At 72.7% G+C, this 14,375-nt stretch carries 15 protein-coding genes; 7 read left to right on the plus strand and 8 right to left on the minus strand.

All coding sequences use genetic code 11. From position 1 onward, the window contains the following. Nucleotides 1-32: 32 nt before the first annotated feature. From MRBLML1_RS02120 to MRBLML1_RS02130, 3 genes are read right to left on the minus strand one after another with little or no spacing between them, the layout of a single operon-like run. The gene (locus MRBLML1_RS02120) at nt 33-1,385 is read right to left on the minus strand and encodes a dipeptidase (RefSeq protein ID WP_364510692.1); all 1,353 of its coding nucleotides are present in this window, start codon (nt 1,383-1,385) and stop codon (nt 33-35) included. A gap of 10 nt (nt 1,386-1,395) precedes the next feature. Next, entirely contained in the window at nt 1,396-1,761 is a 366-nt protein-coding gene (locus tag MRBLML1_RS02125) for a sterol carrier family protein (RefSeq protein ID WP_364510695.1), read from the minus strand. Then, a complete protein-coding gene (locus tag MRBLML1_RS02130; RefSeq protein ID WP_364510697.1) occupies nt 1,761-2,324 on the minus strand; it encodes a helix-turn-helix domain-containing protein in 564 nt (187 codons plus the stop codon). Before MRBLML1_RS02130 ends, MRBLML1_RS02125 begins: the two co-directional genes overlap by 1 nt. Before the next feature lie 97 nt (nt 2,325-2,421). On the opposite strand from MRBLML1_RS02130, the gene MRBLML1_RS02135 reads away from it, so the two are divergent. Both MRBLML1_RS02135 and MRBLML1_RS02140 read left to right on the plus strand, forming a co-directional pair. After that, entirely contained in the window at nt 2,422-3,675 is a 1,254-nt protein-coding gene (locus MRBLML1_RS02135; RefSeq protein WP_364510700.1) for an MFS transporter, read from the plus strand. Between the two features lie 17 nt (nt 3,676-3,692). Then, nucleotides 3,693-4,739: a hypothetical protein gene (locus MRBLML1_RS02140; RefSeq protein WP_364510703.1), complete on the plus strand. Its 1,047-nt coding sequence runs from the start codon at nt 3,693-3,695 to the stop codon at nt 4,737-4,739. A gap of 1 nt (nt 4,740) precedes the next feature. Here MRBLML1_RS02140 and purL read toward each other — a convergent pair whose 3' ends face one another. Beyond that, nucleotides 4,741-7,017, minus strand: a complete 2,277-nt coding sequence (gene purL / locus MRBLML1_RS02145) for a phosphoribosylformylglycinamidine synthase subunit PurL (protein WP_364510706.1) — start codon at nt 7,015-7,017, stop codon at nt 4,741-4,743. 45 nt (nt 7,018-7,062) lie between these two features. Further along, nucleotides 7,063-7,458 (minus strand): cupin domain-containing protein, encoded by a 396-nt coding sequence (locus tag MRBLML1_RS02150; protein WP_364510709.1) that lies wholly within the window; start codon nt 7,456-7,458, stop codon nt 7,063-7,065. Between the two features lie 246 nt (nt 7,459-7,704). On the opposite strand from MRBLML1_RS02150, the gene MRBLML1_RS02155 reads away from it, so the two are divergent. Beyond that, the gene (locus MRBLML1_RS02155) at nt 7,705-9,072 is read left to right on the plus strand and encodes a glycoside hydrolase domain-containing protein (RefSeq protein ID WP_364510711.1); all 1,368 of its coding nucleotides are present in this window, start codon (nt 7,705-7,707) and stop codon (nt 9,070-9,072) included. Between the two features lie 4 nt (nt 9,073-9,076). On the opposite strand, the gene MRBLML1_RS02160 is transcribed toward MRBLML1_RS02155, so the two are convergent. Further along, the gene (locus MRBLML1_RS02160; protein WP_364510713.1) at nt 9,077-10,603 is read right to left on the minus strand and encodes a PucR family transcriptional regulator; all 1,527 of its coding nucleotides are present in this window, start codon (nt 10,601-10,603) and stop codon (nt 9,077-9,079) included. Nucleotides 10,604-10,715: 112 nt separating this feature from the next. Here MRBLML1_RS02160 and MRBLML1_RS02165 point away from each other — a divergent pair, with 112 nt between their 5' ends. Next, complete coding sequence (locus MRBLML1_RS02165; protein ID WP_364510716.1) at nt 10,716-11,174, plus strand: nucleoside deaminase; 459 nt, start codon at nt 10,716-10,718, stop codon at nt 11,172-11,174. Continuing rightward, nucleotides 11,171-12,460 (plus strand): cytosine permease, encoded by a 1,290-nt coding sequence (gene codB, locus MRBLML1_RS02170; protein WP_364510718.1) that lies wholly within the window; start codon nt 11,171-11,173, stop codon nt 12,458-12,460. The genes MRBLML1_RS02165 and codB overlap by 4 nt, the downstream gene beginning before the upstream one ends. Nucleotides 12,461-12,472: 12 nt before the next feature. Here codB and purQ read toward each other — a convergent pair whose 3' ends face one another. Beyond that, nucleotides 12,473-13,141: a phosphoribosylformylglycinamidine synthase subunit PurQ gene (gene purQ / locus MRBLML1_RS02175; protein ID WP_364510721.1), complete on the minus strand. Its 669-nt coding sequence runs from the start codon at nt 13,139-13,141 to the stop codon at nt 12,473-12,475. Further along, a complete protein-coding gene (purS, locus tag MRBLML1_RS02180) occupies nt 13,138-13,383 on the minus strand; it encodes a phosphoribosylformylglycinamidine synthase subunit PurS (RefSeq protein ID WP_364510724.1) in 246 nt (81 codons plus the stop codon). Before purS ends, purQ begins: the two co-directional genes overlap by 4 nt. 32 nt (nt 13,384-13,415) lie before the next feature. Here purS and MRBLML1_RS02185 point away from each other — a divergent pair, with 32 nt between their 5' ends. Both MRBLML1_RS02185 and MRBLML1_RS02190 read left to right on the plus strand, forming a co-directional pair. Then, a complete protein-coding gene (locus tag MRBLML1_RS02185; RefSeq protein ID WP_364510727.1) occupies nt 13,416-13,928 on the plus strand; it encodes a general stress protein in 513 nt (170 codons plus the stop codon). A gap of 5 nt (nt 13,929-13,933) precedes the next feature. Further along, entirely contained in the window at nt 13,934-14,368 is a 435-nt protein-coding gene (locus MRBLML1_RS02190) for a GNAT family N-acetyltransferase (protein WP_364510729.1), read from the plus strand. Nucleotides 14,369-14,375: the final 7 nt, after the last annotated feature.

Here is a 14,375-nt window from a genome sequence, read left to right on the forward strand (position 1 = left end):
GAAGTGCCAGCTCGCGGGTGGGAAACCCCAAGTCAACGGGTGAGGTTGCGCAGGAGGAGCGCCTCGGCGAGCAGCACCCGCTCGAACTCCGCCAGGTGCAGGCCCTCGTTCGGGCCGTGCGCGCGGGTGTCCGGGTCCTCGACACCGGTCACCAGGACCGAGGCGGCGGGGAAGCTCTCGAGGAACTCCGCGATGAACGGGATCGACCCGCCGACGCCCATGTCGACCGGGGCGGTGCCGTCCCAGGCCTCGGCGAAGGCGGCCCGCGCGGCGTCGAACGCCGGCCCGGTGGCGTCGATCTGGGTCGCCTCCCCAGTGTCGACGACCGTCACGGTCAGCTCGGCACCCCAGGCCACGTTGGCCTCCAGGTGGCGCTGCAGCGCGGCCACCGCATTGGCGGTGGTGTCGCCGGGCGCGATCCGCAGCGAGATCTTGGCGCGGGCCGCGGGCACCAGGGTGTTGGACGCGCCGTCGACCTTGGGCGCGTCGAGGCCGGTGATGCTCAGGGAGGGCTTGGTCCACAGCCGCTCGACCGCGGAGCCCTCGCCGATCCACTCGATGCCGGGCACCGCGCCGGACTCGGCGCGCAGCCGCTCCTCGGGGTAGTCGACGTCGGCGGCGGGCCCGCTGTGCAGGCCCTCGACGGCGACGTTGCCGCGGTCGTCGTGCAGGGTGGCGATGAGCCGGGACAGGGTGATCAGGGCGTCCGGGGCGAGGCCGCCCCACATCCCGGAGTGCACGGCGTGGGTGAGCGTGCGGACCTCGACGTCGACGCGGACCAGGCCGCGCAGGGAGGTGGTGAGGGCGGGGACCCCGATGTCCCAGTTGCCGGAGTCGGCGATCACGATCACGTCGGCGGCGAGCCGGTCCTGGTAGGCCTGGAGCAGCTCGGGCAGCGTGTCGGAGCCGACCTCCTCCTCGCCCTCGATGAAGATCCGCACAGTCACCGGCAGCTCGTCGCCGAAGGCACGCAGGGCCGCGACGTGCGTGATGATGCCGGCCTTGTCGTCGGCGGCACCGCGGGCGTAGAGCCGGCCGTCGCGCTCGGTCGGCTCCCACGGCGGGCTGTCCCACTCGGCGTGGTCGTTCTCGGGCTGCACGTCGTGGTGGGCGTAGAGCAGCACGGTCGGCGCGCCCTCGGGCCCCTTCTTCTCCCCGATCACGGCGGGCGGCGCACCGTCGTGCGCACGCACGATCTCGACGTCCACCCCCTCGGCGGCGAAGAGGTCGGCGGTGGCGCGGGCGCTCTCCTCGACCTGGTCGAGGCGGGCGGGGTCGGCGCTCACGGACTGGATGCGGACGAGGGCCTCGAGGTCCGATCGGACGCCCGGGAGGAGCTCGGTGAGACGCGCACGCAGGTCGGCGGTGGTGACAGGTCCGGTCATGGCCCCGACCCTAGCCCGCCCCCAGGGGGAGGTACGGCGTCAGGTCGGTCCGCTCCCCGCTCGCGCTCACCCGCCCCTCGGCCACCGCGTCGAGCCAGGCCTGCGCGCCGGTGGCGACCGCGATCCAGGTCGCCGCGTCGGTCTCCACGACGGCGGGCGGCGTGCCGCGGGTGTGCCGCACGCCCTCGACCACCTGCACCGCGGCGTACGGCGGCACGCGGACCTCCACGGAGCGGCCCGGGGCGCGGGTCTCCAGCAGGGCCAGGAAGTGCTTGACGAGCAGCTTGAGGTCGGCCCGCTCGGCGCTGCCGTCGTCCACCCGGGCGAGGGCGGTGGCGACGGCGGCGGGGTCGGCGGGCTTGAGCCGGGCGGGCATCAGTCCTCCTCGGCCAGGGCCGGGTAGGGCTGGACGAGGTTGTAGACGGAGTAGGTCTCGCGGCCTTCGGCCCCGGCGGCCCGGCCGGCGTCGCGGTAGCGCTCCACGACGGCGCCGACCTCCTCGCCGAGCGCCTGGGCCTCGTCGGGGGACAGCAGCAGGGACCACTCCGAGATGCTGCGCTTGTCCTCGGCCCCCGTGTCGGCGAAGGCCCGCTCGACGAGGTGCCGGCCCCACTCGACCGCGTTGCGGCGGAAGACGGAGTAGGCCGCCCGCCCGCCCGGCTGGGCGAGCATGTCGGCGGTGCGGAACCGGATCCCGTCGGGGTCGACCAGCCGCCAGACCCGGTCGCGCCGGTCCCGGCCGGCGTCGGGGTCTTCCTCGACCAGGCCGTACTTGGCGAGCTGGCGCAGGTGGAAGCTCGCCTGGTTGGCCGGGACGCCGAGCTGCCGGGCGATGTCGGCGGCCCGGGCCGAGCCGGCCGCGGACAGCTCCTGCAGCACCCGGTTGCGGGTGGGGTGCGCGATCGCGCGCAGCACGCGCGGGTCGTCGTACATGACCATGGGGCCAGGGTAGCCGGATTGCGCACCACAAGTTGCGCAATACATCTTGCGCAATACATCTTGCGCAATTCATATTGCGCAACATAGCGTGCGGAATATGACGTCGTACCGCTCCCTGGCCCGCAACCGCGACTTCACCGCGCTCTGGGTCGGCGCGACCATCTCCGAGCTGGGCTCCCGGGTGACCCTCTTCGCGATGCCGCTGGTGGCGTACGCGATGACCGGCTCGGCCCTGTGGGCGGCGGCGACGGAGGCGGTGTTCCTGCTCGGCATGGTCGCCGTGCTGCTCCCCGCCGGCCTGCTCGCCGACCGCCGCGACCGGCTCCGGCTGATGCGGCTGTCCCTCGGCAGCGGCACCGTGCTCTACGCCTCGCTCGTCGTCGCCGGCCTGACCGGCCACCTGACGATCCCCCACCTGCTCGTGGTCGCCCTGGCCACCGGCCTCGGCAACGGGCTGTTCCTGCCGGCGGAGCAGTCGGCCATCCGGTCGGTGGTCACCCAGGACGAGCTTCCGACCGCGCTCAGCCAGCAGCAGGCCCGTCAGCACGTGGCGACGCTGACCGGCGGACCGCTCGGCGGCCTGCTGTTCGGCCTGGCCCGGTGGGCGCCCTTCGCCGCCGACATGGTCACCTACGCCGTCGGCTGGCTCCTGCTGGGCCGGGTGCGCGCCGACCTCTCCCCCACCCCCACCGCTCCGGCCGCGCACCCGCTCGCCGACATCGGCGCCGGCCTGCGCTTCCTGTGGGGCCGGCCCTTCCTCCGGGTGCTGCTCGTCTGGTCGCCCGCCACCAACCTCACCGTCAACGCGTTGCTGTTCGTCGCCCTGCTCCGCCTCGTCGACGCCGGGTACGCCGGCTGGCAGATCGGGCTGGCCCAGACCGCGATCGGCGTCTGCGGCATCCTCGGCGCGCTCGTGGCGCCCCGGATCATCGAGCGCTTCCGCACCGGCTCGCTGACGATCGTGGTCGCCTGGAGCTTCGTTCCGCTCGCCCTGCCGCTGGCGCTGTGGAACCACCCGGCCGCGATGGCCCTGGCCGCCTCCGCCGGCATCTTCCTCAACCCGGCCGGCAACGCCGCCGCCGGCTCGTACCGGCTGACCATCACCCCGCCGGAGATGGTCGGGCGGGTCCAGTCGACGATGCAGGTCGTCGCGATGGTCGCGATGCCGCTCGCCCCGCTCCTCGCCGGGGTGCTGCTCGGCGGCCTGGGCGGCCGCGACGCGATCCTCGCGCTGACCGGCGCGACCGCCCTGGTCGCGCTGGTCCCGACCCTCTCCCGGGCGGTCCGCGCGGTGCCGCGACCGGCCGAGTGGCCCCGGCTCGCCGAACCCGCCGCGGTGCCCGTGCCCTGACTGCCACAATGGCGCCCATGCTGCTCCGCCGTTCCGCCGCCGCCTGCTTCGGGCTCCTCGCGCTCCTGCCCGCCCTCGCCGCCTGCGGCGACGACGAGAGCGGGATCAAGGTCGGCGACCTGGTGGACGCGCGCTCCGACGACCAGTTCGTCGAGGGCGGCACGGCCTCCACCATCGCGCTGCCCATCGGGCGGCTCGAGATCAGCGCCGGCAAGCCGACCACCAAGCTCGCCGCCGACGACACCCGGCAGCTCCAGGCCGTCGAGGCGCCTGCCGGCAGCACCTTCGTCCCGATCACCTGGCAGTACGACGCCGGCACCTTCGGCGACTACACCGACTTCCTCGACACCGAGGTCAACCCGGTGATCGACCTCGTGGCGGACAAGGCGTCGTACCGGCTGCCGGCGCCGGAGGCGACGGGCGAGGGCGCGGAGTCGTTCTACGCACTGGTCTCCGGCGACGGCGAGGACGCCTCGCTGTCGGTGGACTTCGACGGGGTCAAGCAGACCGTCGACCTCGCGACCGGTGAGCGCGAGGAGGGCAAGGCGGCGCCGCTCTACAAGCTCAAGCCGCGCAAGGACCGGATCGCCTCGTGCACCACCGACAGCAAGTTCAAGCTGTCGATCACGCACTCGCGCCTGCCCGACTACGCCTGCAACATCTCCCGCTCGGCCACCATCCCCTACGCCGGCGGGCAGTGGGCCGAGGCCGGCAAGTCCTGGCGCGTGGTCACGCTCAGCACCACCCTGCGCCGCTACGACCTGCTCTCCGACGACCTGAAGTCGGGCGCGATCTACGTCGCCACCTCGACCGACTCCTCCTTCACCCTCGGCAAGCTCAAGCCGACCAAGGTGATCGAGGACCGCGCGCTGACGGCCTGCCCGGACGAGGTCCAGGGCGGGTGCACGAAGGTCTACCACCTGATCTTCGCCGTGGACGACAAGGCGTCGACGACGCTGAGGATGAGCCAGACCTACGAGCTGACGCTCAGCAGCGTGTGGGGCGGCGGCGAGGGCCGCGACGGCCTGAAGCTGACCAACAAGGCCGTCATCAAGCTGCGCTGACTCAGGCGCCGAGCGCCGCCGGCAGGGTCGCGGTCCACGCGGCGCGCAGCTCGTCGAGAGCCACCTCGAAGGAGCCCTCGACGACGAGCGCGTCGCCGCCCGTCGTACCGATCTCGGTGAGGGGGACGTCGTGCCGGGCCGCGAGCGCGCGCAGCGCCTCGAGCGCGGCGGCCGGGACGGTGACGAGCGCACGGGCCGCGGACTCGGCGAAGAGCCCGACGAAGGCGTCGCCCTCCAGGGTGACCCGGGCGCCGATCCCGCTGACGATCGAGGCCTCGGCGAGCGCCTGGGCGAGACCGCCGTCGGACAGGTCGTGCGCGCTGGAGGCGACGCCGACCAGCTCCTGCAGCAGCGCGGCCAGGCGCTGCTCGGCGGCGAGGTCGACGAGCGGCGGCCGGCCGCCGAGGTGGTCGTGCACGACGTGCGCCCACTCCGAGCCGGACAGCTCCTCGCGGGTCGTGCCGAGCAGCACGACGGTCTCGTCGGCGGCCTGGAAGTGCGAGGGCGTACGACGGCGCACGTCCTCGATGACGCCGAGCACCGCGACGACCGGGGTCGGCAGGATCGCCGTCTCGCCGGTCTGGTTGTAGAGGCTGACGTTGCCGCCGGTGACCGGGATGCCCAGCTCCAGGCAGCCGTCCTTGAGGCCGCGGCAGGCCTCGGCGAACTGCCACATGACGGCCGGGTCCTCGGGCGAGCCGAAGTTGAGGCAGTCGCTGACGGCCAGCGGGAGCGCGCCGCCGGTGGCGACGTTGCGGTAGGCCTCGGCGAGCGCCAGCTGCGCGCCGGCGTACGGGTCGAGCTTGGCGAAGCGACCGTTGCAGTCGGTCGCGATGGACACCCCGAGGTGGGTCTCCTCGTCGACGCGGACCATGCCGGAGTCGGCGGGCTGGGCGAGGACGGTGTTGCCCTGCACGTAGCGGTCGTACTGGTCGGTGATCCAGGACTTGTCGCACAGGTTGGGGCTGGCGACCAGGCGGAGCAGGGTCGCGCGCAGCTCCTCGCCGGTGCTCGGCCGGGCCAGCGCCTCGGCGCCGTCGGCCTGGAGCGCGTCCTGCCAGTCGGGGCGGGCGAACGGGCGCTCGTAGACCGGGCCGTCGTGCGCCACCGTCCGCGGCGGTACGTCGACCACGGTCTCGCCGTGCCAGTCGATCACCAGCCGGCCGGTCTCGGTGACCTCGCCGATGACCGCGGCCTCGACGTCCCACTTGGTGGTGATCGCGAGGAAGGCCTCGATGTCGCCGGGCTCGACGACGGCCATCATCCGCTCCTGGCTCTCGCTCATGAGGATCTCCTCGGGCGAGAGCGTGGAGTCGCGCAGCGGCACCTTGTCGAGAGCGACGTTCATGCCGCCGTCGCCGGCGGAGGCCAGCTCGGAGGTCGCGCAGGACAGGCCCGCACCGCCGAGGTCCTGGATGCCGGCGACGACGCCGGCGCCGAAGAGCTCGAGGGTGCACTCGATGAGCAGCTTCTCCATGAACGGGTCGCCGACCTGGACGCTGGGGCGCTTGGCGGGCCCGTCGGCGTCGAAGGTCTCGGAGGCGAGCACCGAGACACCGCCGATGCCGTCGCCGCCCGTGCGCGCGCCGTAGAGCACGACCAGGTTGCCCGCGCCGGAGGCCTTGGCCAGGTGCAGGTCCTCGTGGCGCAGCACGCCGATGCAGCCGGCGTTGACGAGCGGGTTGCCGAGGTAGGTCGCGTCGAAGACGGCCTCGCCGCCGATGTTCGGCAGGCCCAGGCAGTTGCCGTAGCCACCGACGCCCGCGACGATCCCGGGCAGCACCCGGTGGGTGTCGTCGGCGTCGAGCGGGCCGAAGCGCAGCGGGTCGACGACCGCGACCGGGCGCGCGCCCATCGCGATGATGTCGCGGACGATGCCGCCGACGCCGGTCGCGGCGCCCTGGTACGGCTCGACGTACGACGGGTGGTTGTGCGACTCGACCTTGAAGCTGACCGCGTAGCCCTGGCCGATGTCGATCACGCCGGCGTTCTCACCGATGCCCGCGAGCATCGGGCCGATCGGCGTCTCCTGGGGGATCTCGCCGAACTGGCGCAGGTGCACCTTGGAGGACTTGTAGGAGCAGTGCTCGCTCCACATGACGGAGTACATGGCCAGCTCCGCGCCGGTGGGCCGGCGGCCGAGGATCTCGCGGATCCGCGCGTACTCGTCGGCCTTCAGGCCCAGCTCGGACCAGGGCTGCTCCCGGTCCGGGTCACCGGCCGCGACGGCGACCGTGTCGAGGGCGGAACGAACGGGTGCGGAAGCGGTGTCGGCCACGGGGCGCAATCCTATCCGTCCCCGCACCCCGTCCCGACCGCGCGGTCACAGGGTGTGGCTGTGGTACCTGCTGCGGAACTCCGCCATCAGCTCGGCGGTCGGCTCCGCGCCCTCGGAGACGGCACGGTGCACGTCGCGGAAGAAGTCCTCGTAGCCCCCCGGCGTGTAGAGGCAGATGGCGGTCGCCGGGGCGTCGCTCGCGTTGCGGAAGCCGTGCGCCGAGCCGCGCAGCGCGGCCACCAGCGTGCCCGGGCCGGCACCCACCTCGTCGGCGCCGGTGTGGAAGGTCAGCTCGCCGCTCACGACGTAGAAGTGCTCGTCGTGCTGCTCGTGCACGTGCGGGCGGGCGCCCATCGCGCCGGGGGCGAGCGTGAACTCCTCGAAGGAGAGCAGGCCGCCGGTCTCGGCGGCGGTGAGCTTGAAGAGATGGGGCAGCCCCATCGCCTCGATCGTGGTTCCTGCACCGGGAGGCTTGATCAACGGGGGTCGCATGCCGATGACAACCCTGTCCGTCCGGCCGGAATGCCGCCTGCCGCAAGGAATTGCGGGGATCCGATAACTACACCGTTGTAGTTCGTCCGAACCACTGTTACAGGTGTGAATGTTGTGGTTATCGTGACGTGGCTTCCGACGGTCCGCCCCACCTTCCCCTGGAGTTCCACCGCCATGTCTGCCCGGCTCGCCCCCTTGTCCGCCCTCCTCGCGACGGCGCTCGCGTCCGTGCTCGCGATCACCCTGCTGGGCGCGCCGCAGGCACCCAGCGACGACCCGGTCGACCTCACCGCGACGAGCACCAACCGGCCGACACCGGCCACCCACTTCAAGGGCTACGGCTTCGACCAGTGCCTCGCACCCACCCAGGCCAAGATGGACACCTGGATGGAGAGCTCGCCCTTCCTGGCGGTCGGCATCTACATCTCCGGGGCCTCCCGCGCCTGCCGCAGCCAGCCCAACCTGACCGCGACCTGGGTGAAGAACCAGCTCGCCCGCGGCTGGCAGCTGCTGCCGATCACGCTCGGACCCCAGGCCAGCTGCTCGACCCGCTACCCCAAGTACGGCGCCGCGGTCGACCCGAAGATCAGCGCGAACAACGCCAACGGCTACGCCACGGCCCGCAACCAGGGCCGGATCGAGGCCGACCGCGCGGTGATCGCCTCCCGTGCGCTCGGCATCGTGCAGGGCAGCACCCTGTTCTACGACCTCGAGGCCTTCGACATCGGCAACGCCACCTGCAAGGCCTCCGCGATCCGCTTCCTCGACTCCTGGACCAAGCGCCTGCACGCCCTCGGCTACAAGTCGGGCTACTACTCCAGCGCCGGCTCCGGCATCAAGATGGTCAACGACTTCAAGGCCAAGTACCCCACCACCTTCACCTACCCGGACACGCTGTGGATCGCGCGCTGGGACGGCGCGGCGAACACCTCCGTCAGCTCGTCGTACTTGGCCCCGACGGCCTGGACCCCCGGCCGGCGGATCAAGCAGTACCAGGGCGGCCACAACGAGACCTGGGGCGGCGTCACGATCAACATCGACCGCAACTTCCTCGAGCTCGGCGCCGGCATGGTGCCCGGCCGCGAGGTGCACTGCGGCGGCGTCGCGGTCGACCTGCCGGCCTACGCCACGCTGAAGATGCCCACCGCGTCGTACAAGCCCCCGGTGGCCTCGGTGAAGGCGCTGCAGTGCCTGATGGCCGAGTTCAAGGCCTACACCGGCAAGGTCAACGGCAGCTACGACCTGACCACCCGGCGCGCGGTCTACACCTGGCAGCGCCGCCGCGGCTTCGCCGCCAGCTCGACCTGGGGCAACCGCGACTGGATCACCCTGCTCTCCGCGGGTGCCCGCCCGGTGCTCAAGTACGGCTCCGCGGGGCTCTACGTGCGGCGGGTGCAGCGCGCGATGCGCGTGGCGATGCCCTCGCGCAACATCCAGATCACCGGTGTGTACGACGCGACGATGGCCGCGCACGCGGGCTACTACCGCCGCCAGGTCGGCGTCTCGTCGTACAACATCGTCAACACGGCGACCTGGCTGAAGCTGCAGACCGGCCGCTACTGAGCGGCTATCCGCCGAAGCCGACCTGTGGGTCGAGCCCGGTCCGCATCCGCCAGCCGAGCAGCGCCAGGCCCAGCCCGGTGCGGTGGTCCGCCTCGTCCAGGGAGACCCCGAGCAGCCGCTCGATCCGGGCGAGGCGGTCGTAGAGGGACTGGCGGCGCAGGCCGAGCAGGTCCGCCGTCCGTGCCTTGGACAGCGAGCACGCGAGGTAGGCGTCGAGGGTGCGCAGCAGCTCGCTGCGGTGCTCCCGGTCGTGGTCGACCAGCGGGCCGATCTGCTCGTGGACGAAGTCGCTGAGCACCTGGGGGTCGATCTCCCGGGTGAGCAGCCGGTGGGCCGCGACGTCGCGCTCCATCACGACCCCGGTACGACGCCCGTAGCGCCGCGCCGTACGGACCACCTGGCGCGCCCGCGCCACCGCGGCGGCCAGGTCGCCGGCGTCGGCGACGGGGGTGCTCGCGCCGACCAGGACCCGGCCGGGCAGTGCCGACCCGAGCCGCTCGGCCAGCCCGGCGAGGTCGTCGCGGACCTGGGTCGGGACGGCCCGGCGACCGCCCCGGCGCACCACGACGACGTGCCCGGCGGTGGTGCCGACGAGCACGCCGGGGCCCTCGTCGTGCAGGGCCCGCTCGGTGGCGGCGACGGCGTCGGTGACCGGCACGGCGGCATCCACCTCGATCGCCGCGACGACGAGGTGACGCTCCTCCAGGGGCGGCCAGCCGAGGTCGGCGAGCCGGTGCAGCACGTCGGCGCGGGAGACCACCGCTCCCGCGGCGAGGTCGGCGACGAGCGACTGCGCGGGTCCGGGACGGTGCCCGCCACCGGTCCCCCGACCGAGCTCCAGGGCGACGGCGACGCCGGCGGCGTCGGCGACCCGCTGCCGGTGCACGCTGCGCGCGCCCAGCAGCCGCAGGGTGCCGTGCACCCCGGGCTCGCCGCGGACCTGCACCTCGATGCCGGCCTCGTCGCTGACGGAGGCGATCCGGCTGCGCTCGACGGTCTGGCCCTCGGGGTCGCGCAGCTCGACGGCGCACCCGGCCAGCCGCGAGGTCTCGTCGAGCAGGGCGCGCAGCCCGCGGCCCTCGATCACCACCTGGGTGAGGGTGCGCCAGCCGGCGTCCTCGGTGCCGGCCTCGACCTTGCGTCGTACGAGCAGCTCGTGGAAGTCCTCGACCATCCGCTCGAACGGGACCACCCGGTGGAAGACGAGCACCGGTACGCCGCGGCGCCGCGCCGACTCGACGATCGGCTCCGGCACGGCGAAGAAGGTCCGGCCCACCTCCAGGCCGAGGGCGGCGACGCCCGCGTCGGCCAGCTGGTCGACGTAGGAGCGCAGGTGGTCGGCCGTGCGTCCGTGCAGCCCGAGCCCGGAGGTCAGCAGCACCTCGCCCCCGGCGAGCAGCGAGCCCATCTCGAAGACCTCCGAGGAGTGCACCCAGCGCACCCGGACCTGCTCGGGGTCGCCGTGCAGCAGCTCGGTCCCGGCAGCACGGAACGACGGAAGGGCCAGCACCTCGGCAAGAGTTGCTGCCATCAGGACATTGCGTCCGGTAGATCACGCGCCATGCCGGACAGTATGTCCCTTGTCGGCGTCGACCGGCTCTGGTGATGTGAGCCCCGACACACCCAGCACCGACGGAGGCACCATGATCGACCACGACGACCGCAGGTATCTCGACCTGGCGATCGAGCAGGCCCGGACCGGGTGGGAGGAGGGCGGCATCCCGATCGGCGCCGCCCTCGTCCACGACGGCGAGGTGCTCGCCGTCGGCCGCAACCGGCGGGTCCAGCTCGGCTCGGCCATCCGGCACGGCGAGACCGACGCCATCGAGAACGCCGGCCGGCTGCCCGCGACGGTCTACCGGGCGAGCACGCTCTACACGACCCTGTCGCCGTGCTTCATGTGCGCGGGCACCTCGGTGCTCTACGACATCCCGCGGATCGTGGTCGGCGAGAACGTCAGCTTCCAGGCCTCCGAGGAGTGGCTGCGCTCGCGCGGCGTGGTGGTCGACGTGGCCGACGACCCGGCCTGCAAGGACCTGATGGCGACGATGATGCGGGAGAAGCCCGAGCTGTGGGCCGAGGACATCGGGGAGGAGTCGTGACCGACACCGTCCGTCCCGAGGCGGCCGTCGTCGACCCGGACTACCCGGTCACCCCGGTGCCCGCGCACGCGCGCAAGTCCTTCCTGTCGCTGGCGGTCGTGCTGCTCGGCTTCACCGTCTTCACCCCGACGATGCTCGCCGGCGCCCAGCTGGGCTCGGCGTTCGCGCTCGGCGACCTGGTCCGGGTGATCCTGCTCGGCTCGCTCGTGCTCGGCACCTACGTCGCCCTGCTCGGCTGGATCGGCGCCCGCACCGGCCTGACCACCGTGGTGATGGCCCGCTACGTGCTCGGCAGGCGCGGCAGCAAGCTCGGCTCGATCCTGCTCGGCGGCACCCAGATCGGCTGGTACGGCGTCGTCATCGGCACCATCGGCGACCTCACCGCGCAGGCCTTCGAGTGGGAGTCCGACCTCGCCAAGGCCGCGGTGATGATCGCGACCAGCGTGCTCATGTGCCTGACCGCCTGCTACGGCTACCGCGGGATGTACTGGGTCTCGGCGATCTCCACCCCGCTCATCCTGGTCCTGGCCTTCTGGGTGCTCTTCCGCTCCCTCGACGAGGTCGGCGGCTGGTCCGGGCTGGCCGACGTGCAGCCGAACGCCTCGATGACCACGGCCGTCGCGATCACCACCGTCGTCGGCACCTTCGTCTCCGCCGGCACCCAGGCCCCGAACTGGACCCGCTTCGCCCGCACCGGCCGGCAGGCCCTGATCGCCTGCGTCATCGGCTTCCTCGTCGGCAACGGCCTGATGATCTTCTTCGGCGCGACCGGCGCGATGACCTTCGGCCAGGGCGACTTCGTCCTCGTGCTCTACGACCTCGGCCTGGTCACCTGGGGGCTGGTGCTGCTCTTCGGCAACCTGTGGAAGTCGAACGCCGACACGGCGTACGCCTTCGGGGTCGCCGGGGCCGAGCTCTTCGAGAAGCCCTCCAAGACCCCCTTCGTGGTCGCCGGCTCCGTGGTCGGCACCGTGCTCGCGCTCGCCGGGGTGCAGAACCACCTCGTCGACTACCTGGTGCTGCTCGGTGTCTTCATCCCGCCGCTGGGCGGCGTGGTCATCGGCGACTACCTCGCCCGCTGGCGCGACGGGATGCCCGAGGGCGAGCGGCTGCCCGCGCTCAACCTCCCCAACCTGGCCGTGTACGCCGTCGCGAGCGCCGCCGCCTACGTCGCGAAGGAGGCCGAGGTCGGCATCCCGCCCGTGATCGGGGTGGTCCTGGCCGCCGTCGGTGCGTACGCCGTGGGCCGCTCCGGCCTCAACCGCAGGCTGGACCCGGCGGCCTGAGCGGTCGCCTGGTCAGGCGAAGGCGGTCTCGACGAGCGAGGTGAAGAAGCCGAGCCCGTCGAGGCCGCAGCCGGTCAGCTCCTCGACCGCGTGCTCGGGGTGCGGCATCAGCCCGACGACGTTGCCGCGGGCGTTGCTCACCCCGGCGATGTCGCGCAGCGAGCCGTTGGGGTTGACCTCGAGGTAGCGGGCCACGACCTGGCCCTCGCCCTCGATCCGGTCGAGGGTCTCGGCGTCGGCGACGAAGCCGCCCTCGCCGTTCTTGAGCACGATCCGGATCTCCTGGCCCTGCCCGTAGGCGCTGGTCCACGGGGTGTCGGTCCGCTCGATGCGGAGCAGCTGGTCGCGGCAGACGAACTTGCGCTTCTCGTTGCGGATCAGCGCCCCCGGCAGCAGGTGCGACTCGCAGAGGATCTGGAAGCCGTTGCAGATGCCGAGCACCGGCATGCCGGCGTTCGCGGCCTCGATCACGCTGTCCATCACCGGCGCGAAACGGGAGATGGCGCCGCAGCGCAGGTAGTCGCCGTAGGAGAAGCCGCCGGGCAGGACGATCGCGTCCACGCCCTTGAGGTCGGTGTCGCCGTGCCACAGCGCGACCGCCTCGTTGCCGCCGATCCGGACCGCGCGCTGCGCATCGACGTCGTCGAGGGAGCCCGGGAAGGTGACGACGCCGACCTTCACTGCTCGACGCTCACGACGTAGTTCTCGATGACCGGGTTGGACAGGACGGTCTCGGCCATCTTGTCGACCTCGGCGAGGACGGCGTCGGTGACCTCGCCCTCGATCTCCAGCTCGAACCGCTTGCCCTGGCGGACGTCGGTGACCCCGGAGAAGCCCAGCCGGGGCAGCGCGCCCTGGACGGCCTTCCCCTGCGGGTCGAGGATCTCGGGCTTCGGCATGACAGCTACGACGACTCGGGCCACGGTGGGTAACTGTACCGGTGCACACTGGGGGCATGAGCAACCCGTCCCGCCCCGCGTTCGGCGCCGCTGCCTCGCCGCTCAAGCTCGAGTACCCGCAGTCGCTGGCGGTCTACGACGACTACGCCGCCGCCCAGCGCACCGTCGACTTCCTCGCCGACGAGAAGTTCCCCGTCGAGCAGTGCATGATCGTCGGCACCGACCTCAAGCGGGTCGAGCGGATCACCGGCCGGCTCACCACCGGCCGGGTCGCGGCCGGCGGCGTGATGTCGGGGCTGTGGCTCGGGCTGTTCGTCGGGCTGATCTTCAGCATCTTCACCGACGAGAGCACGTTCGGGATCATCGTCTCCACGATGGCCCTCGGCGCCGGGTTCGGCGTGATCATGGCGGTCGTCGGCTACGCCCTCTCCGGCGGCCGGCGCGACTTCTCCTCGATCAGCGCGGTCGTCGCGACCCGCTACGAGGTGCTCGTCGAGCACAAGGTGTCCGCCCAGGCCCGCGAGCTGCTGGCGAAGCTGCCCGGCGCCCTGCCCGACCCGTTCAGCTGAGCCGGATGGAGCTGTCCGTCGCCGGCTTCGCCGACCTCGACCCGCACACCCTCTACGACCTGCTCCGCCTGCGCGTCGACGTGTTCGTCGTCGAGCAGGCCTGCCCCTACCCCGAGCTCGACGGGCGCGACACCGAGCCGGGCACCCGGCACCTGTGGCTGGCGGACGGCGGTCCGCCCACGGCGTACCTGCGGGTGCTGAGCGAGCCGGACGGCGTCGCCCGGATCGGCCGCGTCGTGGTGACCCCGGCCGCCCGTGGCGCCGGTGCGGCCGGCCGGCTGATGAGCGCCGCCCTCGCCGAGGTCGGCGACCGCCCGGCCGTCCTGGACGCGCAGGCGCACCTGGTCGCGCTCTACGAGCGGCACGGCTTCGCCGTCACCGGTCCGGAGCACGTCGAGGACGGCATCCCGCACGTGCCGATGGCCCGCCCCGCCACCTGACCCGACG

Source organism: Nocardioides sp. LML1-1-1.1, from assembly GCF_040676175.1.
Lineage (GTDB): Bacteria > Actinomycetota > Actinomycetes > Propionibacteriales > Nocardioidaceae > Nocardioides.

Bases quoted from the DNA above. Each gene is read 5' to 3' on its own strand.
- MRBLML1_RS02140 (WP_364510703.1), top strand. From the start codon at position 3,693: ATGCTGCTCCGCCGTTCCGCCGCCGCCTGCTTCGGGCTCCTCGCGCTC.
- MRBLML1_RS02125 (WP_364510695.1), bottom strand. From the start codon at position 1,761: ATGCCCGCCCGGCTCAAGCCCGCCGACCCCGCCGCCGTCGCCACCGCC.
- MRBLML1_RS02190 (WP_364510729.1), top strand. From the start codon at position 13,934: ATGGAGCTGTCCGTCGCCGGCTTCGCCGACCTCGACCCGCACACCCTC.
- MRBLML1_RS02130 (WP_364510697.1), bottom strand. From the start codon at position 2,324: ATGGTCATGTACGACGACCCGCGCGTGCTGCGCGCGATCGCGCACCCC.
- MRBLML1_RS02135 (WP_364510700.1), top strand. From the start codon at position 2,422: ATGACGTCGTACCGCTCCCTGGCCCGCAACCGCGACTTCACCGCGCTC.
- MRBLML1_RS02150 (WP_364510709.1), bottom strand. From the start codon at position 7,458: ATGGGGCTGCCCCATCTCTTCAAGCTCACCGCCGCCGAGACCGGCGGC.
- MRBLML1_RS02165 (WP_364510716.1), top strand. From the start codon at position 10,716: ATGATCGACCACGACGACCGCAGGTATCTCGACCTGGCGATCGAGCAG.
- MRBLML1_RS02185 (WP_364510727.1), top strand. From the start codon at position 13,416: ATGAGCAACCCGTCCCGCCCCGCGTTCGGCGCCGCTGCCTCGCCGCTC.
- MRBLML1_RS02120 (WP_364510692.1), bottom strand. From the start codon at position 1,385: ATGACCGGACCTGTCACCACCGCCGACCTGCGTGCGCGTCTCACCGAG.
- MRBLML1_RS02160 (WP_364510713.1), bottom strand. From the start codon at position 10,603: ATGGCAGCAACTCTTGCCGAGGTGCTGGCCCTTCCGTCGTTCCGTGCT.